23 protein-coding genes are annotated in these 26,085 nt (G+C 30.6%); all 23 read right to left on the bottom strand.

Features of this window, described 5'->3' with window-relative positions; translation table 11 throughout:
- Window positions 1–10: 10 nt before the first annotated feature.
- The 23 genes from OREMA_RS0104740 to OREMA_RS0104855 all read right to left on the bottom strand — a co-directional run bounded on the left by OREMA_RS0104740 (window position 11) and on the right by OREMA_RS0104855 (window position 26,085).
- Window positions 11–808, bottom strand: coding sequence for a hypothetical protein (locus tag OREMA_RS0104740; RefSeq protein WP_018248134.1), 798 nt, complete (start codon window positions 806–808; stop codon window positions 11–13).
- A 29-nt stretch (window positions 809–837) separates the two neighbouring features.
- Window positions 838–3,801 carry an InlB B-repeat-containing protein gene (locus tag OREMA_RS0104745; protein WP_018248135.1) on the bottom strand — a complete coding sequence of 988 codons (2,964 nt, stop codon included), beginning with the start codon at window positions 3,799–3,801 and terminating at the stop codon, window positions 838–840.
- A 232-nt stretch (window positions 3,802–4,033) separates the two neighbouring features.
- Window positions 4,034–4,330, bottom strand: coding sequence for a hypothetical protein (locus OREMA_RS0104750; protein WP_018248136.1), 297 nt, complete (start codon window positions 4,328–4,330; stop codon window positions 4,034–4,036).
- Window positions 4,331–4,349: 19 nt separating this feature from the next.
- A complete protein-coding gene (locus OREMA_RS17165) occupies window positions 4,350–4,856 on the bottom strand; it encodes a transposase (RefSeq protein ID WP_018248137.1) in 507 nt (168 codons plus the stop codon).
- Window positions 4,857–4,975: 119 nt separating this feature from the next.
- Window positions 4,976–6,775 (bottom strand): S-layer homology domain-containing protein, encoded by a 1,800-nt coding sequence (locus OREMA_RS0104760; protein ID WP_018248138.1) that lies wholly within the window; start codon window positions 6,773–6,775, stop codon window positions 4,976–4,978.
- A 990-nt stretch (window positions 6,776–7,765) separates the two neighbouring features.
- Window positions 7,766–8,626, bottom strand: coding sequence for an IS3 family transposase (locus tag OREMA_RS0104765; protein ID WP_157279998.1), 861 nt, complete (start codon window positions 8,624–8,626; stop codon window positions 7,766–7,768).
- An 8-nt stretch (window positions 8,627–8,634) separates the two neighbouring features.
- Window positions 8,635–8,931, bottom strand: a complete 297-nt coding sequence (locus OREMA_RS0104770; protein WP_018248140.1) for a helix-turn-helix domain-containing protein — start codon at window positions 8,929–8,931, stop codon at window positions 8,635–8,637.
- 307 nt (window positions 8,932–9,238) lie between these two features.
- On the bottom strand, window positions 9,239–10,588 hold the full coding sequence (locus OREMA_RS0104780) for a hypothetical protein (RefSeq protein WP_018248142.1): 1,350 nt from the start codon (window positions 10,586–10,588) through the stop codon (window positions 9,239–9,241).
- Window positions 10,589–11,566: 978 nt separating this feature from the next.
- A complete protein-coding gene (locus OREMA_RS0104785) occupies window positions 11,567–12,958 on the bottom strand; it encodes a hypothetical protein (protein WP_018248143.1) in 1,392 nt (463 codons plus the stop codon).
- A gap of 386 nt (window positions 12,959–13,344) precedes the next feature.
- Entirely contained in the window at window positions 13,345–13,734 is a 390-nt protein-coding gene (locus tag OREMA_RS0104790) for a RuvC family protein (RefSeq protein WP_018248144.1), read from the bottom strand.
- A gap of 1 nt (window position 13,735) precedes the next feature.
- Entirely contained in the window at window positions 13,736–14,881 is a 1,146-nt protein-coding gene (locus OREMA_RS17170; protein WP_018248145.1) for a DUF3084 domain-containing protein, read from the bottom strand.
- Between the two features lie 70 nt (window positions 14,882–14,951).
- Complete coding sequence (locus OREMA_RS0104800) at window positions 14,952–16,049, bottom strand: LptF/LptG family permease (RefSeq protein ID WP_018248146.1); 1,098 nt, start codon at window positions 16,047–16,049, stop codon at window positions 14,952–14,954.
- A gap of 11 nt (window positions 16,050–16,060) precedes the next feature.
- Window positions 16,061–16,777, bottom strand: coding sequence for an LPS export ABC transporter ATP-binding protein (lptB, locus tag OREMA_RS0104805; protein ID WP_018248147.1), 717 nt, complete (start codon window positions 16,775–16,777; stop codon window positions 16,061–16,063).
- A 2-nt stretch (window positions 16,778–16,779) separates the two neighbouring features.
- Complete coding sequence (locus tag OREMA_RS0104810; RefSeq protein WP_018248148.1) at window positions 16,780–17,409, bottom strand: LptA/OstA family protein; 630 nt, start codon at window positions 17,407–17,409, stop codon at window positions 16,780–16,782.
- Window positions 17,399–17,980: an LPS export ABC transporter periplasmic protein LptC gene (gene lptC, locus OREMA_RS0104815; RefSeq protein ID WP_018248149.1), complete on the bottom strand. Its 582-nt coding sequence runs from the start codon at window positions 17,978–17,980 to the stop codon at window positions 17,399–17,401. The genes OREMA_RS0104810 and lptC overlap by 11 nt, the downstream gene beginning before the upstream one ends.
- Window positions 17,977–18,858 carry a lysophospholipid acyltransferase family protein gene (locus OREMA_RS0104820; RefSeq protein WP_018248150.1) on the bottom strand — a complete coding sequence of 294 codons (882 nt, stop codon included), beginning with the start codon at window positions 18,856–18,858 and terminating at the stop codon, window positions 17,977–17,979. The genes lptC and OREMA_RS0104820 overlap by 4 nt, the downstream gene beginning before the upstream one ends.
- A gap of 94 nt (window positions 18,859–18,952) precedes the next feature.
- The gene (locus tag OREMA_RS0104825; RefSeq protein ID WP_018248151.1) at window positions 18,953–19,447 is read right to left on the bottom strand and encodes a KdsC family phosphatase; all 495 of its coding nucleotides are present in this window, start codon (window positions 19,445–19,447) and stop codon (window positions 18,953–18,955) included.
- 336 nt (window positions 19,448–19,783) lie between these two features.
- Window positions 19,784–20,770: a KpsF/GutQ family sugar-phosphate isomerase gene (locus OREMA_RS0104830; RefSeq protein ID WP_018248152.1), complete on the bottom strand. Its 987-nt coding sequence runs from the start codon at window positions 20,768–20,770 to the stop codon at window positions 19,784–19,786.
- A gap of 66 nt (window positions 20,771–20,836) precedes the next feature.
- On the bottom strand, window positions 20,837–21,661 hold the full coding sequence (kdsA, locus tag OREMA_RS0104835) for a 3-deoxy-8-phosphooctulonate synthase (protein WP_018248153.1): 825 nt from the start codon (window positions 21,659–21,661) through the stop codon (window positions 20,837–20,839).
- 178 nt (window positions 21,662–21,839) lie between these two features.
- Window positions 21,840–22,565, bottom strand: coding sequence for a 3-deoxy-manno-octulosonate cytidylyltransferase (gene kdsB, locus OREMA_RS0104840; RefSeq protein ID WP_018248154.1), 726 nt, complete (start codon window positions 22,563–22,565; stop codon window positions 21,840–21,842).
- Window positions 22,562–23,683: a tetraacyldisaccharide 4'-kinase gene (lpxK, locus tag OREMA_RS0104845; RefSeq protein ID WP_018248155.1), complete on the bottom strand. Its 1,122-nt coding sequence runs from the start codon at window positions 23,681–23,683 to the stop codon at window positions 22,562–22,564. The genes kdsB and lpxK overlap by 4 nt, the downstream gene beginning before the upstream one ends.
- Window positions 23,680–24,339: a lysophospholipid acyltransferase family protein gene (locus tag OREMA_RS0104850; protein ID WP_018248156.1), complete on the bottom strand. Its 660-nt coding sequence runs from the start codon at window positions 24,337–24,339 to the stop codon at window positions 23,680–23,682. Before OREMA_RS0104850 ends, lpxK begins: the two co-directional genes overlap by 4 nt.
- Window positions 24,340–24,348: 9 nt before the next feature.
- Window positions 24,349–26,085, bottom strand: a complete 1,737-nt coding sequence (locus tag OREMA_RS0104855; protein ID WP_018248157.1) for an ABC transporter ATP-binding protein — start codon at window positions 26,083–26,085, stop codon at window positions 24,349–24,351.

Genomic DNA, 26,085 nt, shown 5'->3' on the forward strand with positions numbered 1-26,085 from the left:
TGTCCATTGGCTATTCATTAACCCAATCTGGAAAGTTGACAAATATATCATCCAAGCCATTAAAATCAATAGGAGCATTATCTAATCCACCTATACCATCCTCATAATTAATTGCTACATGATCAATCAACCATCCATTACCTTCATTTATAAATTCAAAATATATCTCTCCCCAATCAGTCATCAAAGGGCCTATATCTTCTGCCTGTTCTAATACAAAAAAACCAACTTTAACCTTACTTTTTGACTGAGTCTCAAAAAGAACCTCAGGCTTTAAATTTCTTAATCTTTCTCGGTTAAGTTTTTCGGAATCTGTAAGTTCTCGTTCTAGTTCACTTTCATCTTTGATTAATAAAATAGACTCTAAATCTATGTTAATCTCTAACTGATCCCATATCTGTTCCTCTATTTCACTCTTACCTTCTCTATCCATCGGATAATAAACTCCTATTCGATAGGGATTTGGTTGATTACCAAAAAGATATTTTTGTTCATATAATTCAGTTTCCAATGTATCATAATCTTTTCTTTGTTTAGCACCAGTATGATCACTTATGGTTACCACTGCTTCATCATACTTTCTATCATTAAATAGCTCCATTATATCAGCTACCTCTAATCCATAATCATCCTTATCCTTTCGTTTATAGAATTCATTATAACGAAAGAAATATTCAAGGTTTATCAAGGATTCAGCTGCAATTTCTTCATTGCTTAAAGTATGATTACTTGAAGCATCACGAACCAAACACCCCGATAAACTAATAGCTAATATTAGTAATAATCCTAATATAGACAGTTTCTTCATTTATTAACTCCTCCCCTCTAATTCTCCTTCTATTTCTCAATTAATAGTCGACCAAAACCAAATCCTTTTCTTCCACCTTTAATTGTAAAGTTTAATTCTTGAGGATAAAGTTCACTATATTCATTCTCTTTTTGTGCTGAAACTATTATGTTTACTGGACCACCACTTATACCTTGAATTGGTTTCTTGGCAAAGATTACAACTCGTTCTACCTTTCCATTACCATCACTATCAAAGGTATTAACCTTATAATCAAAGCTTTGAACCTCTCCATTTTCAAATATAACTTTATAATTAATTGTGATTTTTAACAAGTTTTCAGTGATTTCCAAATCTTTATTTTTTTCATCCTTCCTAAAATCAATTTCTATCAAGGAAGCTTCATTAACATTTAATTCGGCACCTTCATCAATAGTAAAGATATCTAAATTATCATCATCTATACCACGAAATTCAAATTCAAAAGTCTGAGGTTCGCCAGCATTCTCCCATCTATCTTCAGCTATTATTGTAACAGTCTGTACTCCATCTTCTAAAGAGTTAATAGGCCTAAAAGTAATATAAGTATCAGTAATACTTACCACCTCGGCAAATCCCCCATTAATGTCTATTTCAATATCACTCTTTCTAAGACCTGAATCATCACTCATATCAATTCTAAAGAGTGGTCTAAGAATAGATATGGTCTGATTAGCAATATCTTCAAACTGATCATTTCCTGAATTATAATACTCAAGATTTTCTCCTATCTCTGGAGAAGTATTGTCAACTTTAAACCTAAAGGCCTTAATCGCCATCCGCTCACTATATTGATCTTCCCATTCAGTATCATTTAAATTAAGGTGTTCCTTTAATTTATTCTTTACATCTTCTTCAATATCAGCCTCAGAATTTGGGGCTATATTTTCTAAATAGCTTAATATATCAGGATTTAGTTCTATGTCATCAGCGACAATAATAACCTCATAATCCCCATCTGTTAACTCACTAAACAACCCTGACGCTCCTGTTAATGGTTGAGAAGAGTGTTCCATTTTTTTGTCAAGTTCCATCAGAGTTTGCTGAGTCCAATTTCCCCCTACAGGTCTGACTTGATATCTAAGCTCTTCAGAATTATAAATTGTAAATTCTAAATTTGACCCATCCTTACTATTGTTACTAATTACTTTACCAAGATCATTACCAGCATCATCTCGCAAAGCCATGTCATTAATTATTGGTTTATCTTTGTTCAGAGTTACAGAAAAAGTAAAGCCTATCTCATCTGGGTCAGCTTCTCCATTTCCAGCTCTATCTTCAGCAAGAATTCTTACCACATAGTTTCCTTCATCAAAATAGTTATTCTCTAAAAGAGCTGTTTGAGTATCCTCATTATAAATTATATTATCATTCTCAATCAATATTGCAGGCTCTTCTTCCATAGCTCTAGTTTCAAACTGCCCATTTGTATAATTAGCATAAAACTTTCTTTCTTCTTCTAAATCATTATTATCATCTACTTTTATAGCTTGAGCTTCTATGCTATCTGGATCAATACCTGATATAGCATCATAAAAAGTAACCTTTAACTGATTATTATGAATAATACCAAATTCCACATCATTTTCAAAGTCAGGATTAGTACCTGGCCCTGCATCAGGGTCTTCTCTATCTATTGCAAAGTAATAGGTTTCATCAGCATGAGTTCTTGCCCCTGTAGCATAAGCCTTCATTCTAACAGCTATAACCTCTAACTCCCCATTGTCTAGAGCATTAACAGCATCAGAAAGAGGAGTTGTATCATCTATCCTCCAATCTTGATCTGCTATATTAACATTTAATTCCTGGTTAATATTAGTGGTGCTATTGATTATCTTCCAATCAAAGCCTGATAACTCAACCTTTACATCCAAACTTTTTGGACCGATATCTGAACTGTATCCTCTAATATATCTTTGGCTCATTAGATCAGACTGTGCATCTACATCTACTTCTAAGTTAGCTTTTTCTTTTAAATAATAGACCCTTCCACTTTCTAAAGTTCCATACTGTGGATGCCCCTCAACAATAACATCTATAGTAGGTCTAGCAAAAGAGTCTTTAATAGTAAAGGTCGCCAATACTGGACCATTACTTTGGTTACCCAATCTAATCTCAAACTCAGTATCCTTCTCTAACGTAACCAAAAAAGAAGAGGTTAAGATTAGCTTCTCATTAGCACTAACATAGTTAATATTACCTCCTTGTCCAGCAATTGCATCACCTATAAGCTCTCCAGTATTCTTATTTACTACATAAAGCACTGGAGCATTTGCACTAAATTGGAAGCTAATTGTCACATCATCTGGTACTTCTTGACCTTCTCTTACTGATTCAGGTCTAAATTCAAACTCTCTAATATCAATTTCTCTAACTATATGTCTTGGCCCAATTTCAAAACTAGTAATCTTACCTTGTACAAAGTTAGCATTAATATTCTTATCACTATCCATAGTAATAGTTATTGATTTACTTTCTTCTTGCCCTGAAGCTATATCACCACTCCAACTATCAAATTCATAACCTTCAATAGGGTCAGCAGTTATAGTTACTTCTTCACCTTTTAAATACTCTGCTTTATTAGGTGATTTAATTATTGACCCATTACCATTTGAGTTTATGTTTAATGTATATAATTTCTTGAATATAGGTGTAATATTTTGATATTCTGCTACATCCACCTCTATTGTAGCAGTTGTATATTTATCTATTGTAGCACCACTATCAGTTTGCCATGAGGAAAATCCAAAACCATCTAGTGGTACAGCTGTTACTGTTATAATATCATCAGTAGAATCTGCATCATCAAATAATATCTCTGAGACAGACAAATCATCATAATTAACTGTTAAGGTTGTCCCATTCACATTCGCTGTAGCTGGTTGAATAGCTGCCATACCGGCATTAGTATAAATAAATAATATCCCGATTAATAATATCAACATTAACATCTTTTTATTATTAACTTTATTCAAAATAAATTTCACCCCTTTTTGCCTAATTATCTAATTAATTTATTCTCCATTATACTACTTATTCCTCTATATTCTCCTAAATAATTTTTCTCTGTTACTGTTAAGGTTACATATTATTACCTTTTTGAATAAACTTCTATAAGCCTAATCAGAACACTTTACAATAAAAAATCCATCTTATGTAAAAAGTGAGATAACCCTAAGGCTATCTCACTTGAATAAATCTATTTTTTTACTTTTGCTTCAGCTGATAATAAATAATAATTTTACTATCAGAGTTATATTTAAAATTCATAACATTAATATCTTCTGCTTTAATTATCTTTTCTTCTGTAGACAAAGCATTTTTGACCAATTTTTGCATGACTTCAAATAAATTATCAAATTTCTCTTGAGATGCTAATTTAACTAACTCATTCTCATAAACCTCTAAGATTTGACTATCTAATTTCACTGTCTCTGCAAAAACAGAAGGAGTATATAATGCTAAGATGACTAAAGCCAAATAGAGTATAAATAATTTTTTCATCATTATAGCCCCTTTAAATTTATTTACTTAGTTTAAGTTGAGTATCAATATCTAAAGTCAAATTCAATGGATTATTAACAATATATTTCCTGATCCTATCTAATTCTCCTTCATTTCGAATAATCCTATCATAAAAAGATCCCTGCCATTGGAAACCGCTATAACCTGTAATATGAATAAATTTAGATGATCTAGTTTTAAATGCACCAATTAAACCTGATAATGATTTGTTTTTTTGTAGGGAATGGTCGCGACCATTCCCTACATTATTAATAATCAAAATACCATGGAAATGATCAGGCATAACAATAAACTCATCTAATTCTACATAAGAATATTGTTCCTGCAACCATAACCATTGTTTCATAACGATTTCACCATATAAACTTAATATTATCCTATTATTTTTTCTTCCCCAAAATACTTCTTCTCTATTTTTTGTACAAGTTGTGATAAAATAGTAACCATCTTGTGAATAATCATAATCTTTTAATCTCGTTGACTTTCTTTGTCTTAATCTAATCATAAACTCAAGCCCCCCACAATAACTTTTGAATTGTATATTATATTACCATAAGGATCTTGAACTTATACTATTTAAAAAATCCCCTGGAAGAATCCAGGGGATTTAACTTCTAATCTAAATTAGAAGTCAATGCTTACTCCACCAGTAATACTTTGAGTATTAAAGTCTTCAGCATCATTTGTAGCATTTACATAATCAGCTTTTTCAAAGTTAATTTTAGCTGAAGCAGAATCTGTTACCTTATACTCTACTCCTGCTTTAGCTGTAGTAAATTCGCCTTCCATTCCATCATCTACTCTATCTTCTTTATCAGCCCAAGCATATCCACCACTTACAGTTACTTTATCATTTACTGCATAAGTAGCATCTACACCAGCTTCTTTATTAATTGATTGGTTATTATCAATATCATAAATTGCAGCAACTTTAGCAGTTGGAGCTAACTTAATTCCTCTTACATTAAATTCTGGGGCATAAGCTACTTCTACCACTTTATCTGCTAAGTTATCAGTATTATCATAATCATAGATACCAGTTAAAGCAACAGCACCTAAGTCCTTATTAGCTTCTACATATCTGATTTCTTCTTCAGATTCTAATGCATATTCATAGTTACCAAATACATCTACACCAACAATTGTATAAGGATTATCTTCTTTAACTTCAGCAGCTAAAGTAGTTTCTGATTCACTTTCTATAGCATAATCATAATCTTCATATAGTGCAGATAATTCTACCTTATCTAATGTTGTAGTAGCTTTTACATCATAACCCTTCTTAGTACCTTCAAAACCATCATCTTCATCTGTATCATATTTAATACCTGTGAAGTTTTCAGTTGATTCTAGATTACCTTCTAATTTCACAAATCCTAAGTCTTTACTCATTCCTAATCTAGCTAATTGACCTTCAAAGTCTGTATCATTTGCAGCAACCTCTCCAGCAAACTCAATACCAGCTAAATTAAATGCTGTATCTAATCCAGCAACAACATTTCTATCTGTTGAATCTTCAATACCTACAAAGGCATTTACAGGTAAGTTTAATAGATTATCATATTTAACAGCGATATCTCTTACTTCATCACGTTTACCTAATGCAATTTGAGCATTTTCTGAATTAAAGATTACACCATCAATATCATCATCATTGAAGTATAGATAGTCTTTCCACTCTAAACCTTGTTCATCACCAATTGTTGCAACAAAGTCTTCTGTAGTAATAGAACCAGAAATTTCATCTAATTCTAAAGCAGATTCATTCATTCCATCTTCGTCATTTCCATAATTACCAAAGTAATTTCCAACAGCTTTAATATCTAAATCAGCAATCATTCCATCTTTATCAACATTTACATTAAAATCAGCAAAATGCTTAAAGTATTCTTCAGCAGTAATCATATCATCATCATCATAATTGCTTGCATCTACATAGTCATTGTCATCATCATCAAAGTCTTTTGTAAATGGATCTTTATACACAACTGATTTTCCATCTTCACCATCTTTAACTCCATTACCTTCTAATTCTACGTCTTTATATTCTACTCCAGTTTGTCCAAAAATTGTTACCACTTTTGAATTAGCTAATTTTTGATCAATTTGAGCTAACTCTTTATTAAATTCATTGGCTAAGTTGTTAATTGCTTCTACAACTTCTTTATTTACTTCTGCATCTCCTGTTTCAACTTTTTCTAACACTCTAGCTGTTAAAGCAGCTACTTCATAACGTGTTAAGTCTTGTCCTGGTTTATAACTTCCATCACCATAACCTTCTAATAAACCTGCTTGAGCAGCTTTATTAACAGCATCATAAGCCCAATGATCAGCAGGAACATCTCCAAAAGGATTTGCCATTGCTGGAATTGTTAATGTGAACACTAGTGCTAATGCTAGAAAGCTTGTTATTAATTTCTTCATTATTATTCCCCCTAGGTTGTTTGTTAGTTTGTTTTGTAGTAGTTTTGTTGTAATATATAAGATATTTTAGTTCTACTACATAATTAGGGGTAAGTCCAAAATTGAGTGGCCGTGTTTCCTCACTTTTTCTTTACTCCCTTACTTATGTCAGTAACTTCTAAAATACCTTTGTTAAGCATATCATTTTAATTTTCATAGGGTCTACGGGGGGCACCTCCTTTCTCGACCAGTTTAAAAATAATATCTAAAATGATATAACTTAAACACTAGTTTGATCCCTTTCGACAAAATTCGACATCTGAGGGTAAAAAATATATCTTGGCTCTATGTAGCCTTAGAAACTCATTACTAAACACTAACTTATAAAAGTAATGGTTAATAATCAACCTCTGGCTATTTAATTATACACCTAGCAGACACAATTTGGATGAAAACAATTATCACTCTCTGTAACTAATTATAACAGAAATGGATTTAAAAGCAAGTGGTAGATTTAGGAAATTGATTATGCCTTTTCTAGATTCAAAAATTACTCTTTTCATATAATACTATTCTCTAGCTCCTTCCCAAAACCTTTAAGTAGATTTAACCATTATTTTAAAATTTAAGTATTTAACTACCATTTCTCTTGTAATATTTATATTCAACAAGAAGCTTAGATTCCCTTTTAGTAAGTTTAGGGGGAATAGGAAAATTTATATTAATTTAAAATTAATAATGTATAATTTATAATCAAAAGATTAAATTATTAGACTCAACGACAAAATTATGGTTCTATTTTCAAACCCAAAGAAAATGTTTTTATCGAGTGATTAAATAGTCTTAGCTAATAAGAGAATTAAAAGTAATAATTAATATTTTTAAAATTTTCCAATTCTTTTATATCTTTTATGGGTCAACAATGAACTTTGTGATTAAAGATAATAATAAGTTTAAATAATTATTTAGCTACGGGTTTAATGGTTTTACCCCCAATAAGTAGACATTTCTTTAAAAAGCTACACCTGTGGTCATATGGCTTCTGTATTCTACAGGAGCCATATTATTTAATCTTTTTTGAAACCGTTTGTAATTATAAAAATAGATATAATCTGATATAGAATCTATAACTTCCGATTCAGTTTTAAAGTCATTTATATACATTAATTCACACTTTAGATGGCTAAAGAAACTCTCCATAGCTGCATTATCTAAACAGTTTCCTTTTCTGGACATACTTAACTTTATATCACATTTACTCAGTTCACTATTATAATATTTTGATGTATATTGGTGTCCTTGGTCGCTATGCAATATAGTTTGACTTAGTTTTCTTTTATTAATAGCATTATTTACAGTATTCATAACTAATTCAATATCGTTATTTGAAGTTATTTGATAAGAAACAATTTCATTATTAAATAAATCAAGGATAGTGGATAAGTATAATGTTTTATTATTAAATTTTAAATAGGTTATATCTGTGACCCATTTTTGATTTGGTTTTTCAGCCTTAAAATTTCTATTTAAAATATTAGGACTTTCAATTATATCTTTTTTACTACCAAAATATTTTTTCTTTTTTCTAATTTTTGATTTTAAACCTAATACTTTCATTAATCTATAAACCCTTTTATGATTAATGTTTATTTTAAAATCATTTTTAAGTACAGTTGTAATTCTTCTATCTCCATATCTACCATTATAATCTTTATAAACCTTTTTAATTATTTCTTTAATTTTGTTATCTTCCAAATCCTTAGTGGTAATAGTCTTTTGTCTTTTAATCCATTTATAATACCCTGATCTAGAAACACCTGAGATATTACATAATATTTTAACGGTATATTTATGACTAAGTTCACTAATTATTTGGAACTTTAGAGCTTTGGGATATCCCTACTCTCGATATTTAATAACTTCTTTAAATAATCATTTTCTGCTTTCAGTCTTAAAATTTCTTCTTCTGATGAGTCTTTCTTAGATTTATTTTTTCTTGTTCTCATCTTATTCTCTAAACCTTTTTCACCATTTAATCTATAATTTTTAACCCAATTTCTAATAGTAGAAGTAGATCCTATATCAAACCTTCTTTTAATTGTTCTATAACCCATTTTTCCTTTTAAATATATCTTAACAACTTTTAATTTAAAGTCTTTAGTATAATTTTTAGCCATATAAATCCCCCCTATTAATTAGATTATACAGGGCGTTTTTTATTATGTCTACTTAATAGGGGGCACTTCATTTAATCCGTAACTATGCTAAATCATAGGGCAGCTCGAAAGCGCCCTGAAGAGATAATAATCCCTGTGGAAAAGCAAATTCTCGAAAAACAGTTAGTCAAATAACAAATCATCTCAACTTTAATAAGACATTCTTAGTACTTTATATTTTAATGTTCTTATTATTAATTCTAAATTATCAATTATCAATTAAAAAAACCTCCAGGTTAGCCCCAGAGGTTTTATAATTAAAATATAATTAGAATTTAACTGATAATTCAGTTCTAAATGTACTACCTTCTCCATCTTTTTCTGCTGCAGTTTCTCCAGTAATAAATCTTACTTCATTACTCCAATTTACAGTTTCAGAAAATGCATGGTCTAAACCAGCTTTTAAGTAAGTATAACTTAATTCTGCACCATTATTATCATCTGATTTGTTTACTAAATCAGCGCTTAAAGTAGTTACTCCATTCATAGCATACTCAGTTCCTAGAGTAATAAGAGTTACATCATGTCCATCAGTATAATCATCACTAGTTGTAAACTCAACAGCAGCAGTATTAGTAAATGCACCATTAACATTATCTAATGCTAATTCGATAGTGTTCTTATCTTCAGCATTAACACCAAAAGTATCTCCAGGTGTTACCATTGTATAAGTAGCTCCTAAAGTATTATTAGTGTTTAATGCATAGTCAGCTCCTACTGTATATAAACTATAATCTGCAGCTTCTTCTAAATCATGAGTACTAAGTGTTGCAAACTTTTCACCAACAGTTTCAACTCCAGCATTTAGAGTTACTGCATCAGTTAAAGCAGCATTTACATTAGCACGAACTAAAGTATCTCCTTGATCACCTTGAGATGCATCATTTGATACAATCTCACCATCAACTGTTACACTATTACTTAATGCTAAATCAGCAGCAACAGCTAAGTTAGTAAGACTTTCTCCTTCACTTCTAGCCTGATATACTTTAGCAGTTAAATTTACTTTTCCTAAATCTCTTCCTACAGTTACACCATAGAAATCTGTAGCAGCAAAATCATCATTCTCACTTACTACAAATGCTCTTACATCACTACCATTAATAGCAGTTGTTAATTCCATACCTTCTAAGTCTTCTTCATCAATGAAGTAAGTTTCTGCATGAAAATCTGCCATATCTCCAAACTTAAGTGTAGAAACTTCATCACTAAGAGTTAATAAAGCACTATCAAGTACTAAATCATCTGATTCACCTTGATCACCTAAAACAGCACCATTAACTACTGGACCTTCTACTGTAGTAAAGTTATTAACTAAAGTATCTACAGCTAAATCAAAAGTAATATTCTCATTTACCATACCTGCTATAGCAAAATCAATCTCTTGATAGAATGCCTTTTCTGCAGGAAACTCATCTGGATCTGTAGTAGAATCTTCATCAATTGCATCTCCATCTTCCCATAGTTCAATAGTTGCAGCTGAATCATCACCATAACCAGCAGCTTCAAAAATAGTCTTAACTTCACCAGTAATTTTAACATTATCTTCAACAGCAAAAGCTGGTATAGCTAAAGCTAATACTAAAGCAAACGTAAGTAATAACGAAAACTTTTTCATATTAAATCCCCCTTATGTCTCTTGTAAAATTATTTTTATTTTTATATTCTTTAATAATTTTCAACATATTTTTTTGGCTTTTGGGGACTCACCTCCTTTTTCGCCATAATCTTATATAAAAACTAATTCTATATCAAATCTGAAAACCCTTTATAAATAACCATATTTTTTTATGAATTTTATGTTTTTTATAAATCATGTCCAAATATATAGTTTAATTGTTAAATGTTATTTATTTTGTTATTTATTTTGCAAAGTAAGACTAAATTAAACTTATAGAATATGAGACTAAATTTCAAAACCTTTTTCTTCAAGAAAGTAATCCCAAGCTAAATATATATAGCTATAAGTAACTAATTCAAATTACAATTAATAGGATTTAGAACTATATAAGTTGAACTAATAATTTTCATAAAAAATATAAATAAAAAACTTGTTTTGTTACAAATTCAACTAATCTACACGAATAATTTAAAAAATTCAATTATATATAGAGCATAAAAAAGAATTTAAATTTACTTAGAAACAAATTGAGACCCAAACCTTTTTTGACACTGATTAAATTCCGATTAAGTTCTGACCTTATTTATTAGCTAATAGCCAATAGCCGCTAGCTAATTAATATTCGTGTTAATTGGTGGCTAAAAATTATTTTAGTATATACTTATGTTTTAATGAAATTCTTTAATTTAATCTATATATACCATTAAAGATTTTCTATTTGCTTTATTATAATATTAAGCCACAGCTTTAAAGCTGTGGCTTGTCAAAAATACTTGGATTATTAAACTTCTTCTTTCTGTTATATATATTTTTAATCTTTTATTAATGCCCCTTAGTGTTGATTTATGGCAAAAAATTTTAAAATAAAAAAACTCACAATATTAAAATACTAAATATAAAAATCATACTCAAAAAACAAAAATAACCCTTTAGGGAAAATCCCTAAAGGGTTATTAAGCATTTTAATTAACTTAATTAAAATTTAACATTTAATTGAGTCTTTAAGCTTGAACCTTCTCCATCAACATCTGCTGTATCTTCACCAGTAATGAATCTAGCCTCAGTATCCCAAGAGATAGTTTCACTAATTTGGTGGTCAAGACCAGCTACTAAATAAGTATAGTTAACATCATAACCATCATCAGAAGACTTATTAACTAATTTTCCTGTTACAGTAGTAAGATCACTCATAGCATACTCAGTTCCTAAAGTAATAACAGTTGTATCATCATCTTCTTGTGCCCTATCATAATCATCATTAGCTGTAAATTCAATAGCAGCAGTGTTAGTAAATGCACCTGTAACATTGTCTAAAGATAATTCGATTGTATTCTTATCTTCAGTATCAGTACCAAAAGTATCTCCAACACTTACCATTGTATAAGTAACTCCTACAGTATTTGCATCATTTAATGCATAATCAGCACCTACTGTAAATAAATCATAATCTTTAACTTCTTCAAGATCATCAACGTTATCTCCATCAGTATTATAAAGCACAGCAAAATCTTCGCCAACTGTTTCAAATCCACCTTTAACAGTTAATGCATCAGTTAATGCAGCCTCTACATTAGCACGAGCTAAAATATCTCCTTGATCACCTTGAGATTCATCATTAGATACAACCTCACCATCAATTGTTACAGCATCATTTACTGCAAGATCAGCAGCAACAGCTAAATTTGTAAGGCTTTCTCCACCTCTTCTAGCTTGATATAGCTTTCCAGTAAGTCCAACTTTGTTAAATTGTTGGCTAACAGTTGCACCATATAAATCAATTCCATCAAAATCATCATTTTCACTTGCTACAAAAGCTCTAATATCTCTATCTCCAATAGCAGTAGTAAATTCCATACCTTCTACATCTTCTTCATCGATAAAGTAGTTATCTGCATGGAAATCTCCCATATCTCCAAACTTAAGTGTAGAAACACCATCACTAATAGTTAATAATGCACTATCAAGTACTAGATCACTAGAGTCTCCACCTTTTCCATCACCTTGATCACCTAAAATATCACCAGCAGCATTATTTGGACCTTCTACTGTAGTGAAATTATTCACCAAAGTATCAATAGCTAAGTCAAAAGTAATATTCTCATTTATCATACCTGCAACAGCAAAATCAATTTCTTGATAGAATGCTTTCTCTGCAGGAAATTCATCTGGATCTGTCTCAGAATCTTCATCAATAACATCTCCATCTTCCCATAAACTGATAGTAGCATCTTCATTATCACCATAACCAGCAGTTTCGAAAATAGTCTTAACTTCACCAGTAATCTTCACATTATCTTCAGCAGCAAAAGCTGGTACAGCTAAAGCAAGAACTAAAACAAACATAAGTAATACAGAAATCTTCTTCATAATTAAATCCCCCTTATTTTCTTATAAAATATTATTTTTAAGTTTAAAAATTTTTTAACTCTCAAATTTACAAAATTAGGCTTCTGGGGTTCACCTCCTTTATCGCCATTATTTGAATTATACATAGACATTATAACTTTTTTTTTAATCCTATGCAAATTAGTAATCATTTTAATATTTAGTTATGTTTTTTCTTCTTTTTTTAAAATACACCAATATTAATTGTTTTCCACAAAATATTTTTTGGCTGATACTATTTTTTTGCATAGAAATCTTAATATTAATTCTACATATATTATATTAATATGCTAATGTTAATATAATATGAAATTAATGTTAAAAGAACATTAATTAATAAAAAAAGAACAAGATTTAGCTAATATTAGCTAAATCTTGTTCTCTAAATACCTAAAAATTAATATAACAGCAACATAATCATCAACTGGCTCTAAAGGGGTTTGCATAGAAGTAGGAATTAACCGCCTCCAGCCTTTGGGGGGATTATCTTTCCAATAATATTTACGAGCTTCTAAAGTAGAATATGCTTCATTTACTACATTAACTTCTTTGAATAATTGATGTAGATCAGATTCTACCTCTTGACTTTTAGTACCATCACCTAAGACTACTTCTTTAGCTTGATATTTATCTTTGAGTACCTTTAGTTTAGATAGTAACTGATTAGTTGCTATTACCTCTTTAAAAATTATATTTAAATCACTATCTACTACTGCTATTCCACATTTATCTTTACCAGGATCAATTCCAATTAACATCTCAATCACCTATTAATCTGATATCAATTTTATCATTTAGGTTATCACTACGCCAAATATCATCTATCGCAATAATCCTAAAATTTCTTATTTCCTCTGTTGCTGATACTTGAGTTAATATAGAAGAAACTACACTTAAACTAAATCCTCTGGTTTTTCTCTTGTTATCAGTCAACATGCCATCCTCAATAGATTTCTGATGAAGAGTATCTAATACTTCACTTAACTCTTCTTCTAGCTTAGATAATTTGTTAGATAAACTTAAATTACCTTCTAAAATAACTTCTCCTTTTTGATAGACTCTATAATCTTGGTATAAATCAAAATTAATAGCTACACTTTCATTTTTTAATGTATTCTTAGCTACTATTAATCTAAGAACAGCTTTATCATCCTTATTATTTAAAATTTCTAGAACCTTATCAAGTTCTTGTTGATTATAATCAAGGACAAAGTTATTTGCTTCTTCTTTAATTCCATTATTTATAGCTAAAGTATTTGCAGTTTCTAAAAGTTGATCAACTTCATTTTTAATTTTAGATTTAGATTGTTGTAGATTAACAGATTTAGTAGCTAGGATATCACCTTTATTATAAATTATATCTTCTGTTAAGGATGATAAGTATCTTTTCCCAAAAAGACTAATATTATAAGCCAAATTATCTACTTGTTTGGTCAAAGCTTCTTTCTGTAGATTTAATTTCTCCACCTTTGATTCTAACTTTAACTTCTTATCTTCAACAACTTGATATTCAGACTTTAAATTAGATAGATTCTTTTCTAAACTTTGCTTATCTTCTCTTAATAAGACTAAACTACTAACTTTATCATCAATATCAGTACGCAAATCAGCTAGTTCTTTATTTTTAGTTGATAAGCTTTGATTTAAATAAGATAATCTTTCCAGCATGGCCTCCATATCAAATAAGGCCATTCTAACATCTTCAGATGCAGCCATTAATAAGATTAATGAGGTTAAGGCAATTAATATTCCCGTAGTTACAGTAATAATAATTGAGGTATATTTAGGTCTTAATCCAAAAAGAGATAATCTCTTCTTTCCAACCTTCATTCCAATCTTATCACCAACATAAGCAATTATTCCTGAAATAACAACTAGAGCTAACAGCAGTTTTATACCATACATGCTGTCCTCCTCCTATCTATAACTAATTACTTCATCTACTAATGTAAATATACTCTGACTTTTTATTCATCTATCTTGAAGCTTTATACAATAATGAAATACCAACAATAGTAAAGATAATATTTTGCATCCATGCTCCTAACCACGCTGGTATAGTACCTGCTTCACCTAAAGAACCTCCAACTGTCATAATAGTATAATAAATAAAAATAACAATTATACTCAATCCTAACCCAATAGAAGATCCCGAGCGATTAGGTTTTAATCCTAGAGGGGCACCCAATAAAGCAAAGATAAAACAAGCAAAAGGAATAGCATATCTTTGATAATAAGATACCTTTAAGCTATTAACATTACGACCTTCTTCTTCCATTAAATCAATATGCTCTCTTAATTCACTAATTGTCATCTCTTCTGGCTCTTTTTGATTCCGTGAAATCTGTTCTGGAGTACGATTTAAATTCTCTATCATATTAAATTTATTAAATCTAGTTTGAGGAACTTGTCCATCCTGAGTAATTGTATATATAATTCCATCCATAAAAATCCACTTTTCCTCTAACCATTCAGCTCTTTTAGCCTGAATAATCATAACTAAATTACCATTATCATAATCTTGCCAGGTTACCCCTTTTAAGGTTTGAGTATTTCCATCAAACTTATCTGCTGTTAAGACATAATCTAATTTGTTTGTTTTATTATCAACCGGTGATATTCTTAAATTATTTTGAGTTTTTGGTCTTGCTTTTCCGTGCTTTAACTTCCATACAGTATCCTCATAAATATTCATACTAGCTGGAACTAAATTATTACTAAAATAAATACTTAAGCCACTAACCAATAGTCCTACAATTAATACTGGAGTTACTAACCTAATAAAACTAATTCCTCCTGCTTTCAGTGCAGTAATTTCACTATCTCCTGATAGTCTACCAAAAGACAGTAAGGTGGCTAATAACATAGACATTGGAAATGTCCATACAACAATTTGAGGAAGACTTAAGAAAAATAGCTTAATTGTTGTTAAAAGCGGAACACCATATTTAGACATCATTTTAGCTAAGCTAATTAAAACATCGGTTCCCACAAATATACTAGTAAAAGCAAATACACCAAAAAGAAAAGGCTGAATTAGCTCCTTTAATAAATATCTATAAATAATCTTCATTTATTGCCACCTCACATCTGGAATTTCTCGCCTAGATAGAACTTCTTAGCCGTTTCACTATTAGCTATTTCTTCTGAAGTACCTGATAATAGTATTTTACCTTGATGCATAATATATGCTCTATCAGTAATTTCTAATGTTTCTCTTACACTATGGTCTGTTATTAAAACTCCTAATCCTCTATTCTTAAGATGAGAAACGATATTTTGTATATCACTTACAGCAATTGGATCTACTCCTGCAAAGGGTTCATCCAATAAGATATAATCGGGATCTGTTGCTAATGATCTAGCGATCTCTACCCTTCTTCTTTCTCCACCAGATAACATATAGCCTTTCTGTTTACGGATATGCTCAATATCAAATTCTTCTAATAAAGATTCTAAAATCTGCTTATTATCTTCTTTACGATCAATCATCTCTAAAATAGCCATTATATTCTCTTCTACTGTTAATTTTCTAAATACAGATGCTTCTTGAGCCAAATAACCAATACCCTTTCTAGCACGCTGGTGCATAGGTAGACGAGTAATGTCATCCTGCTCTAATTTAATATTTCCTCCATTAGGACTTACCAAGCCTACTACCATGTAAAAAGTTGTAGTCTTTCCTGCTCCATTAGGGCCTAGAATACCAACAATTTCACCCTTATCCACAGAAAAACTCACTCCCTTAACTACATCTTTTTTATTATAAGTTTTTACCAAGTTCTCTGCCTTTATCGCCATCATTAATCACCCTTTTTAGTATTAGGTACAACTAATTTAGTTTTCCCTTTAGCAATCATTTTTTTAGTCTTAAGATTAATAATGATCTTTTCTGCATTCATCTTTTGATCATTACGGACTGCACGTACATCTCCGACTAAAACAACTTGATCTTTCTTTTGATAATAATATAATTTATTTGCATCTGCATTAAATGATTCTTCATTATCTACTATATGAGCTCCATCATAAACGACCAACTCTTCTTTATTTAAATCAAATTCAAATCTATTTCCCGTTATTATAGCAGTTTCACTTTCAAGTCTAGGATCACCTATTAAGCTTCCTTGATTAGATTGATTATTAAAGTTCAACTGTTTACCTGTCATCTTATTTACTTCTTGTTCAATAGTAACTCCACCAGTTAAAGTTAACTCTCTTAATTCTTCCTTAGCAATTAATTTTGGAGCTGATAATTTAATATCTCCTTTTTCAATTACTACATCTCCAGAAGCTATAATTTCTGACTTCAAATCATCTACAACTAGTTCATCAGATGTTAATACTATTCCCTTTTCATTAGCAACTATCACAGCTGTTCCTACAAATAAAGCTAAGATAACTATACTCAAAATTAAAAGATTATTTTTCATTATTTTCACCTACCTCTTGAGAGATAACTTTCACATTTCCTAATACTCTTAACCGCTTCAAATCCACTTGACTAACAAATCTATCACCTTTAATTCGTAATCCTTCTTGCTTAATCAAAATATTTCCTAAACCAATTAACTCATTTTTAGCTTTATTCCAATTCAACTTATCAGCCTTTAATGACTTCTTTTTGCTTTTAATAGTGATAGGGCCCTTTAGCCCTATAAAACCCGTCTCTATATCAACTTCTCCTTTATCTGCTATCAAATTAACTACTTCTTCTTTATTCTGATAAATTTTTGCTTCTACTTGATTTAATGTTACTTTTGTTGCAACATCAAACTGCTGCATTGACTTAGCACCTAATTCCCATCTTACCTTACCATCTTCACTATATAAAGTTATAAATGATTCCTCTAATTCGAATTTAGGTTCTTCTTTTACTTGATCTTGTATAGGATCTTCAGAAATTTTACTTGGTGGTTTTTGAAGGAGATTATTACTTATAAAAAAAGCTATTATTAAAACAGCCAAAATAGCTAAAATTATTTTTAGTCTACCCTTGTTCACCCTAAAGCCTCCTTAATATTTGTCTTCCACCTACGATGTAGCCATAACCATTGCTCTGGATTCTGCTTTACCTGATTTTCTAATGAAAGAGTTAACTCCTGTAATTTACTCTTGACCTCTTCTTTGTCAGCATCTTTAGAAACTTCTATAGGTTTTTCTATAACCAAGCGATAATTATACTTCTCCCTTATCATATAAGCTGGAACTATCAATGCACCTGTCTTTTGTGCAAATAATACAGGTCCTGTAGGTGTGGAAGCAGGTCTGTTTAAGAATTGTACAAACTCTCCTTTATTATGTGCATCTTGGTCTCCTAAAATCACTAATACTTCTTTTTTTAATAAGGATTTGAAGGCTTTTCTAATACCCTTTCCTTTTTTATTGAATACTTTACCACCTTTACTTCTTCTAATATCTAGTATCTCTTGATTTATTTTAGAATTCTTATACATCCGTGCCACACCGTTAACAGGATAACCTAAAGAAGCTAAATAAATTCCCATTAGATCCCAATTACCTATATGACCAGTAAATAAGATAACTCCTCTATTTTCTTTATAAGCTCTTTCAAAATATTTTAAACCTTCTACTTTAATTTTATCTTCAAAATCACTGTCAGACCACTCTTTCAAATATAAAGCCTCTATAAATTTAATTGCAACATCTTGAAAAACCTTCTTAGTTATCTTTTTTGCTTCTTTATCAGAATAACCTAGTGATAATTTAAGATTTTTAATGGCTAATTTTCTTCTACTCTTAATAAGATAAAATAATAAAAATCCTATAAATTTAGCAATTAAATAACTTATTCTTCTAGGTAAGCTAACAATAATTCCTTGAAACAGCTTAAAAATATAATAGTTTATACTTTCTATCATAAATTAGTCACTCCTTTAGAAGAGCTTGTAGTTTAAATATAATAGCACTATATTATGTCTGTCACTATATTTAACCCACAAACTTATAAGCTTACTATTCTGAAGCCTTTAAAAGTAATTCTATCGCCTCTCTCACAGCCCCTTGTCCACCTTCTTTAGTAGTAATATAATCCACAGCCTCTTTAACCTTATCTACACCATTTGCGGGAGTAAAAGATAAACCTACTCGCTTTAGAATTTCTAAATCATTAACATCATCACCAATATAAGCCACTTCATCTTCAGAAACTTGATACTTTTCTAAAATTGAGTTGAAGACCTTAATCTTATCTTTTATATTTTGATGTACCTCTTGAATACTAAGTTCATCAGCTCTACGTTGAACCAACTTAGATTCTCGACCAGTAATAATAGCTGTTTTAATTCCTGCTTCATGAGCTAATTGAATCCCTTTACCATCATGAACATGAAAAAACTTAAATTCTTCTCCATTGTTACCCAAAACTATTCTGCCATCAGTTAATACACCATCAACATCAGTAATAAATAATTTTATTTTTTCAGCTTTATCTTTTAAAATATCATCCACACTAATCATCTCCTGTATCCACTAATTAAATCATAGATAAATTGAACAAATTTATAATTTTCCCTATACTAATTCTAATGCTTAGTAATACCCTTTGTCAATTAAAGTGAAGGATTTACATAATTTACCTATTATCTATTATCTATTATCTATTATCTATTATCTATTATCTATTATCTATTATCTATTATCTATTATCTATTATCTATTATCTATTATCTATTATCTATTATCTCCTATCTCCTATCTCCTATCTCCTATCTCCTATCTCCTATCTCCTATCTCCTATCTCCTATCTCCTATCTCCTATCTCCTATCTCCTATCTCCACTTAACCCTACAAAACCCCTGCTTTTAATAAATCTTGAAAGTTAACTAAGCCTAGTGGCATCTTATTTTCATCAACAACAGGGAGATCACTAATCTCTTTTTCTTGCATAATTTTCAAGGCTTCTGCTGCTAGTTTATCAGGAGTTATTTGAGTAGGATCTTTAGTCATAATCTCTTCTGCTGTTTTAGCAAGCAAATCAAAACCTTGGTCTAATTTACGTCTAATATCACCATCAGTAATAATACCTACTAGTTCACCCTGGCTGTTAATAATATTAGCAGCACCCATTCTAGAAGAAGTCATTTTAAATAGAGTTTCTTTTAAGGTAGTATTCTTATCTACAACTGGATTACGTTCTCTAACATGCAAAACATCATCAACTGTTAACAATAGTTTCCTTCCTAAACTTCCACCTGGATGATAAAGAGCAAAATCTTCCGGTTTAAAATCTCTAGCTTTTAGTAATGCTATCGCTAAAGCATCTCCCAAAGCTAAGGCAGCTGTAGTACTAGCCGTAGGGGCTAAATTCAGGGGACAAGCTTCTTGTTCTATTTCTGTGTTTAGTAAATAATCGGAATTCTCAGCCAATGTAGAAGATAATCCACCGGTCATAGCAATAACTTTAGCACCAATCCTTTTGATAAATGGTAGTATATTTGTTATTTCTTCACTCTCTCCACTATTAGACATTGCAATCACAATATCTTGATTAGTAACCATACCCAAATCACCATGTATTGCTTCAGCAGGGTGTAAGAAGAAGGATGGGGTTCCAGTGCTAGCCAATGTTGCAGCTAATTTTTTAGCAATAACCCCTGATTTACCCATACCAGTCATAATTACTCTACCTTCACAACTTAATATTTCTTTGACTACTTCTATAAAGTTATCATCAATAGATTCTTTTAAATTATTAATCGCCGCAGCTTCAATCTCCAAAACCTCTCTAGCCTGTTCTTTTATTTGACCGCTCTCTAACTTTCCTATTTTCATCTGTATCCACCCCAATTGCTTAATTAAAATTAAGGCGAGGTAACCTCGCCATTAAGTTAGTGACCACTAATTTTCTTTTACAATTTCATCAATTGCTTTAGCTTTTATTAGTAATTCCTCTAGTTCATCTAATGGTACCATATTAGGACCATCACATAATGCTACTTCTGGTTCATCATGCACTTCCATAAAGATGGCATCTATTCCTGCTCCTACTGCAGCTCTAGTTAGATAAGGAACATATTCTCTCTCTCCTGCAGAAGAATCACCTGCTCCACCTGGTAACTGTACACTATGAGTAGCATCAAAAACTACAGGATATCCTGTCTTTTTCATTCTAGGTAGCGATCTCATATCTACAACTAAATTATTATAACCAAATGATACACCACGCTCTGTTAATAAAATCTTTTCATTACCTGTGCTTTCAATTTTAGCTACCACTTGATCAATATCCCAAGGTGCTAAAAATTGACCTTTTTTAACATTTATCACTTTGTCTGTTTCTCCTGCTGCTACCAATAAATCAGTCTGTCTAGATAAAAAGGCTGGAATCTGCATAATATCCAATACCTCTGCTGCACTCTTTGCTTGCTCTACTGTATGTACATCAGATATAACAGGAAGTCCAAATTTATCTTTTACCTTTTTTAAAATCTCTAAACCAGACTCTAAGCCTGGACCACGAAAAGAATCAATTGAAGAACGATTAGCTTTATCATAAGAACTTTTAAAAACATATGGGATTCCTAATCTATCTGTAATCGCTTTTATCTTTTCAGCAATTCTCAATACTCTTTCCTCTTCTTCTATTACACAAGGCCCAGCAATCAAAACAAAAGGACGATTATTCCCAAAAATAACATTATCATTTACTTTAACTTCTTTCATCACCTTTATCCCCTCCTGTATTAAATTATTTTAAGAACCAAAAAATAACAATCTATTATCTATTATCTATTATCTATTATCTATTATCTATTATCTATTATCTATTATCTATTATCTATTATCTATTATCTATTATCTATTATCTATTATCTATTATCTATTATCTATTATCTATTATCTATCCCCTGCCACTAATCTTTCTAACTCTTTCTAGATCTTCTACAGTATCTACACCAATTGATTGATAGTCTGTCTCTACTACCTTAATCTTATAACCATTTTCTAATACACGCAACTGTTCTAAAGATTCTTTTTTCTCTAATTCAGTTGATTCCATTTCTGAAAACTTCAACAAAAAATCTCTACGATAAACATATAACCCAATATGCTTATAATATTTTGCTTTACTTTCTTTTCTAGGATAAGGAATTACTGACCTAGAAAAATAGATAGCAAAATTATTTTGATCACTAACTACCTTAACAACATTAGGATTATCTAACTCTGATTTTTCTGTAATTAAGTGCTTTAAAGTCCCCATCTTTATTGATTGATCTTCTAACAATGGTTCTATAGCTTGATCAATCATCTCTGGATTAATTAAAGGTTCATCCCCTTGAATATTAACTATTATATCAGCAGATAGACTTTGAGCTACCTCTGCCAAACGATCTGTACCTGTTTGATGCTCTCTAGAAGTCATTTTTACCTCTCCACCAAAAGATTCCACCAGATCATAAATCCTTTGATCATCAGTAGCTACAATCACTCTATTTAAATTATTACTACTTTTAACCCTCTCATAAACATGTTGAATCATAGGTTTACCACAGATATCTTTTAAAGGCTTTCCTGGCAACCTAGTTGAATCATATCGAGCTGGAATAATTGCTACTACACTCATCTTGCCACCTCCAACTTAACAATCAATTCATCAAACTTATATTGGGAATCAATAATCTTAATCTCAATCCCTAAAACTTCAAAATTTATCTTTTCTAAACCAATTTCCTCTATTAAATCATCATCTATACTAACAGCATCTTTTTCAGTTGTAATTATCTTATCTACATTCTTTTCACTTGCTTGAGTAAAAATTTGCAAAATTTCCTCTTTAGTATAATCATGATGATCAGCAAATCTAATCTTATCTACCAAATCAGCACCTAAATTTTTTAAAGTATCTTCAAAAGATTTAGGATTTCCTATTCCAGAAACAGCCAAAACCTTTTCACTAGCTAAATCTATTGATTGACGCTGCTGATTAGTTAAATTACGCAAATAAGTTGGCTCATGTTTAGTTGTAATTATAGCGGCTGCTGCATTAATCTTTATTAATTTTTTCTTAATTTCTTTTAACTTATTTTCTCCAACTTGGTCTACTTTAGTCAATAAAAAGAAATGACCTCTTTTTAAACCACTTAAAGGCTCTCTAAGCTTTCCTCGAGGTAATAAATATCCATTATCAAAAGGATTAGTAGCATCAACAACTACAATATCATAATCTCTAGCTACTTGACGATGCTGAAAAGCATCATCCATGATAATAAAATCTGCCTCAAATTGAGCACAAGCATACTCACCAGTCTTAGCCCTATCAGATCCAATAATGATAGGAATCTCCTTCAAACTAGTTGCTAACATATAAGCTTCATCACCCGCTTCATCAGCAGACATCAATATCTCTTTGCCATTGGAAACAACCCCTACTTCACCAGAAAACTTGGCCTTATAACCACGATTTAACACTACTACTTTATAACCTTTATCAGATAATGTTCTAGCTAATTTCTGAACTATAGGTGTCTTACCTGTACCACCTACAGTTATATTTCCTATACTAATCACCTTAGCATCTAATTGTTTACTCTTTTTAATATCCCAATTATATAGTTTATTTCTTAAGATAATTATACTTCTATATAAACTAGATAATATTGTTAATAATACTAATATTATTTTAGCTATAATTCCTTTTTTCTTTCCCTCCACAATATCTAATAAGTATTCTTCTAATTTCATGATCTGTCACCTATCATTTCTTCAGCAGTTTTGACAGACTGATTAATCTTCTTTCCAAGCAGTTCAGTATAATAATTTATCTTTTCATCTGTTAAATTATCTTCATCTATCTCTATAGTATCTCCATAAACTAATGCTGCTTTAGAAAAAGGAATCGGCAACTGAAACTTATCCCAACTATCAAATATTTTTTCTTTTGAAAAAGCAACTCCACCAGGCACAATCACACTATTTGTCTTTTGAGCTAAATAAATAACACCTGATTGTGCTTGGCGTCTTGGACCTCGAGGACCATCAGGAGTAATAGCTATATCTTTACCCTTCTTGATCTGCTTTATTAATTTTAATAAAGAGCGTGCTCCTCCTTTAGAGGTTGAACCCCTTACCATTTCCCAACCAAGCTTTTTTAATGCTCTAGTAATATATTCCCCATCACGACTTCTACTAGTAAGTCCTATATACCCTCTATTTCTAAAGTGATAAGCTGGTAACCATAATTGTCCATGCCAAAAAGCAAAGATAATTGACTTACCATCTTCTTTTATACTTGCTAATTTATCTTCATTTTCTACCTCTAACCTTAGTGTAGCTGTAGTAGCCAAATGAAGCAAATGAGCTATTTGGGGGATTGCTTTGTACTTTAACCCCTTCCTCACAAATATCACCTACTTATTAAACTGAATTTCATACAATTTTTTATAAACTCCATCTTTAGTTAATAATTCTTCATGAGTTCCACTTTCAACTATTTTTCCCTTTTCCATTACAACAATCTTATCTGCATCTAAAATAGTTGATAATCTATGGGCAATAACAAAAGTAGTTCTATTTTTCATTAGTCTATCTAAAGCTTCTTGAACTAAAGCCTCTGATTCAGTATCTAAGGCAGAAGTAGCTTCATCTAAAATTAAAATCTGTGGATTCTTTAAAACTGCTCTTGCTATAGCTATTCTCTGCTTCTGTCCTCCTGATAATCCAGCACCTCTTTCACCAATACTACTATCATATCCATCAGGGAATTTTAGAATAAAATCATGGGCGTTAGCTGTTTTAGCTGCTTGAATAATTTCTTCATCACTAGCATCCAATTTACCATATAAAATATTCTCTTTAATTGTACCACCAAATAATAATGTTTCTTGAGGAACAATACCAATTTGTTGACGTAATGAATCTAACTTAATATCTCTAATATCAATTCCATCTAAAGTTATAATCCCTTCATTTGGATCATAAAATCTTGGAATCATATTCACTAAGGTAGACTTACCAGCACCACTTGCACCTACTAAAGCAACCATCTGACCTGGTTCAACTCCTAAATTAATATTATCCAATGCTAATTCATCTTCATTATAACTAAAAGTAATATCTTTAAAATCAATATATCCGTCTACTCTATCTATATCTTGAGCTTCTTCTTTATCTTTAATGGTAGGATTAATATCAATAATTTCAAAAATTCTCTCAGCAGCTGCTAAGGCACGTTGAATAGTACCTGATAAGCGAGTTAAGGATTTTAATGGGTTTGTAATGTATAATAATAAAGTAAAAAATCCTGTTAATTCTCCAGGACTCATCTTAGCTTTCATAACTTCACCACCACCATACCAAAGAATAATAATAAATGATATAGAGGCTAAAAATTCTGTAATTGGGGTTAAAGTAGCATTTAATTGTGAATTTTTCATATTAGCACGAAAATTAGCATAATTCTCTTTGCTAAATCTCTTATATTCATAATCTTCCCTACCAAAGGACTTTACTACTCTGATACCACTAATTGTTTCTTGTAAAATATCTGAAACATCAGCAACTTTAACTTGTGCTCTCTTACTGACCTTCCGAATTCTTTTATTAAATTTATCAATTGTATAACCAATCAAAGGAAATAAAATTAAAGATAATAAGGTCAATCGCCAGTTATCATAAAACAACTTACCTAGACCTAAAGTCAGTTGGAAGAACAAACTAAAGACGCCAATAGCACCAGAAACAATTGCACCTTGTAGAATTCCAACATCATTAGTTACTCTAGACATAATCTCCCCAGTCTTATTTTCAGCATAAAAATCTAAAGAAAGTCTCTGTAAATGTTCATAGAGATCATCTCTTAAATTTCTAATAGCGTTCTGAGAGATATAAGCAGTTAAATACTTCTCACCATACTGAACAATAGCTCTAAAGAAGAAGATAAAGAAGATTCCCATAATCATTAAATTAAGTTGTTTGATGGTAGTTTCACCTTCATAAAGTCCTACAATAATTGCATCCATTAATTTTTGAAATCTATCAAAGAAAAATATAGTTAGGAATCCGTTTAACAGCATAGAAATAACTGCTGTAGTTAACCTTCCCTTATAAGGCTTTAAATACTTTAATACCCGTTTAGCAAGTTCCAT

The sequence above is a fragment of the Orenia marismortui DSM 5156 genome (genome assembly GCF_000379025.1).
GTDB lineage: Bacteria > Bacillota > Halanaerobiia > Halobacteroidales > Halobacteroidaceae > Orenia > Orenia marismortui.

Bases quoted from the DNA above. Each gene is read 5' to 3' on its own strand.
- lptB (WP_018248147.1), bottom strand. From the start codon at position 16,777: ATGGCGATAAAGGCAGAGAACTTGGTAAAAACTTATAATAAAAAAGAT.
- kdsB (WP_018248154.1), bottom strand. From the start codon at position 22,565: ATGAGTGTAGTAGCAATTATTCCAGCTCGATATGATTCAACTAGGTTG.
- OREMA_RS17170 (WP_018248145.1), bottom strand. From the start codon at position 14,881: ATGTATGGTATAAAACTGCTGTTAGCTCTAGTTGTTATTTCAGGAATA.
- OREMA_RS0104785 (WP_018248143.1), bottom strand. From the start codon at position 12,958: ATGAAGAAGATTTCTGTATTACTTATGTTTGTTTTAGTTCTTGCTTTA.
- OREMA_RS0104760 (WP_018248138.1), bottom strand. From the start codon at position 6,775: ATGAAGAAATTAATAACAAGCTTTCTAGCATTAGCACTAGTGTTCACA.
- OREMA_RS0104750 (WP_018248136.1), bottom strand. From the start codon at position 4,330: ATGAAAAAATTATTTATACTCTATTTGGCTTTAGTCATCTTAGCATTA.
- OREMA_RS0104810 (WP_018248148.1), bottom strand. From the start codon at position 17,409: ATGAAAAATAATCTTTTAATTTTGAGTATAGTTATCTTAGCTTTATTT.
- OREMA_RS0104800 (WP_018248146.1), bottom strand. From the start codon at position 16,049: ATGAAGATTATTTATAGATATTTATTAAAGGAGCTAATTCAGCCTTTT.
- kdsA (WP_018248153.1), bottom strand. From the start codon at position 21,661: ATGAAAGAAGTTAAAGTAAATGATAATGTTATTTTTGGGAATAATCGT.
- OREMA_RS0104790 (WP_018248144.1), bottom strand. From the start codon at position 13,734: ATGTTAATTGGAATTGATCCTGGTAAAGATAAATGTGGAATAGCAGTA.
- lpxK (WP_018248155.1), bottom strand. From the start codon at position 23,683: ATGAAATTAGAAGAATACTTATTAGATATTGTGGAGGGAAAGAAAAAA.
- OREMA_RS0104770 (WP_018248140.1), bottom strand. From the start codon at position 8,931: ATGGCTAAAAATTATACTAAAGACTTTAAATTAAAAGTTGTTAAGATA.
- OREMA_RS0104855 (WP_018248157.1), bottom strand. From the start codon at position 26,085: ATGGAACTTGCTAAACGGGTATTAAAGTATTTAAAGCCTTATAAGGGA.
- OREMA_RS0104830 (WP_018248152.1), bottom strand. From the start codon at position 20,770: ATGAAAATAGGAAAGTTAGAGAGCGGTCAAATAAAAGAACAGGCTAGA.
- OREMA_RS0104740 (WP_018248134.1), bottom strand. From the start codon at position 808: ATGAAGAAACTGTCTATATTAGGATTATTACTAATATTAGCTATTAGT.
- OREMA_RS17165 (WP_018248137.1), bottom strand. From the start codon at position 4,856: ATGATTAGATTAAGACAAAGAAAGTCAACGAGATTAAAAGATTATGAT.
- OREMA_RS0104820 (WP_018248150.1), bottom strand. From the start codon at position 18,858: ATGATAGAAAGTATAAACTATTATATTTTTAAGCTGTTTCAAGGAATT.
- OREMA_RS0104780 (WP_018248142.1), bottom strand. From the start codon at position 10,588: ATGAAAAAGTTTTCGTTATTACTTACGTTTGCTTTAGTATTAGCTTTA.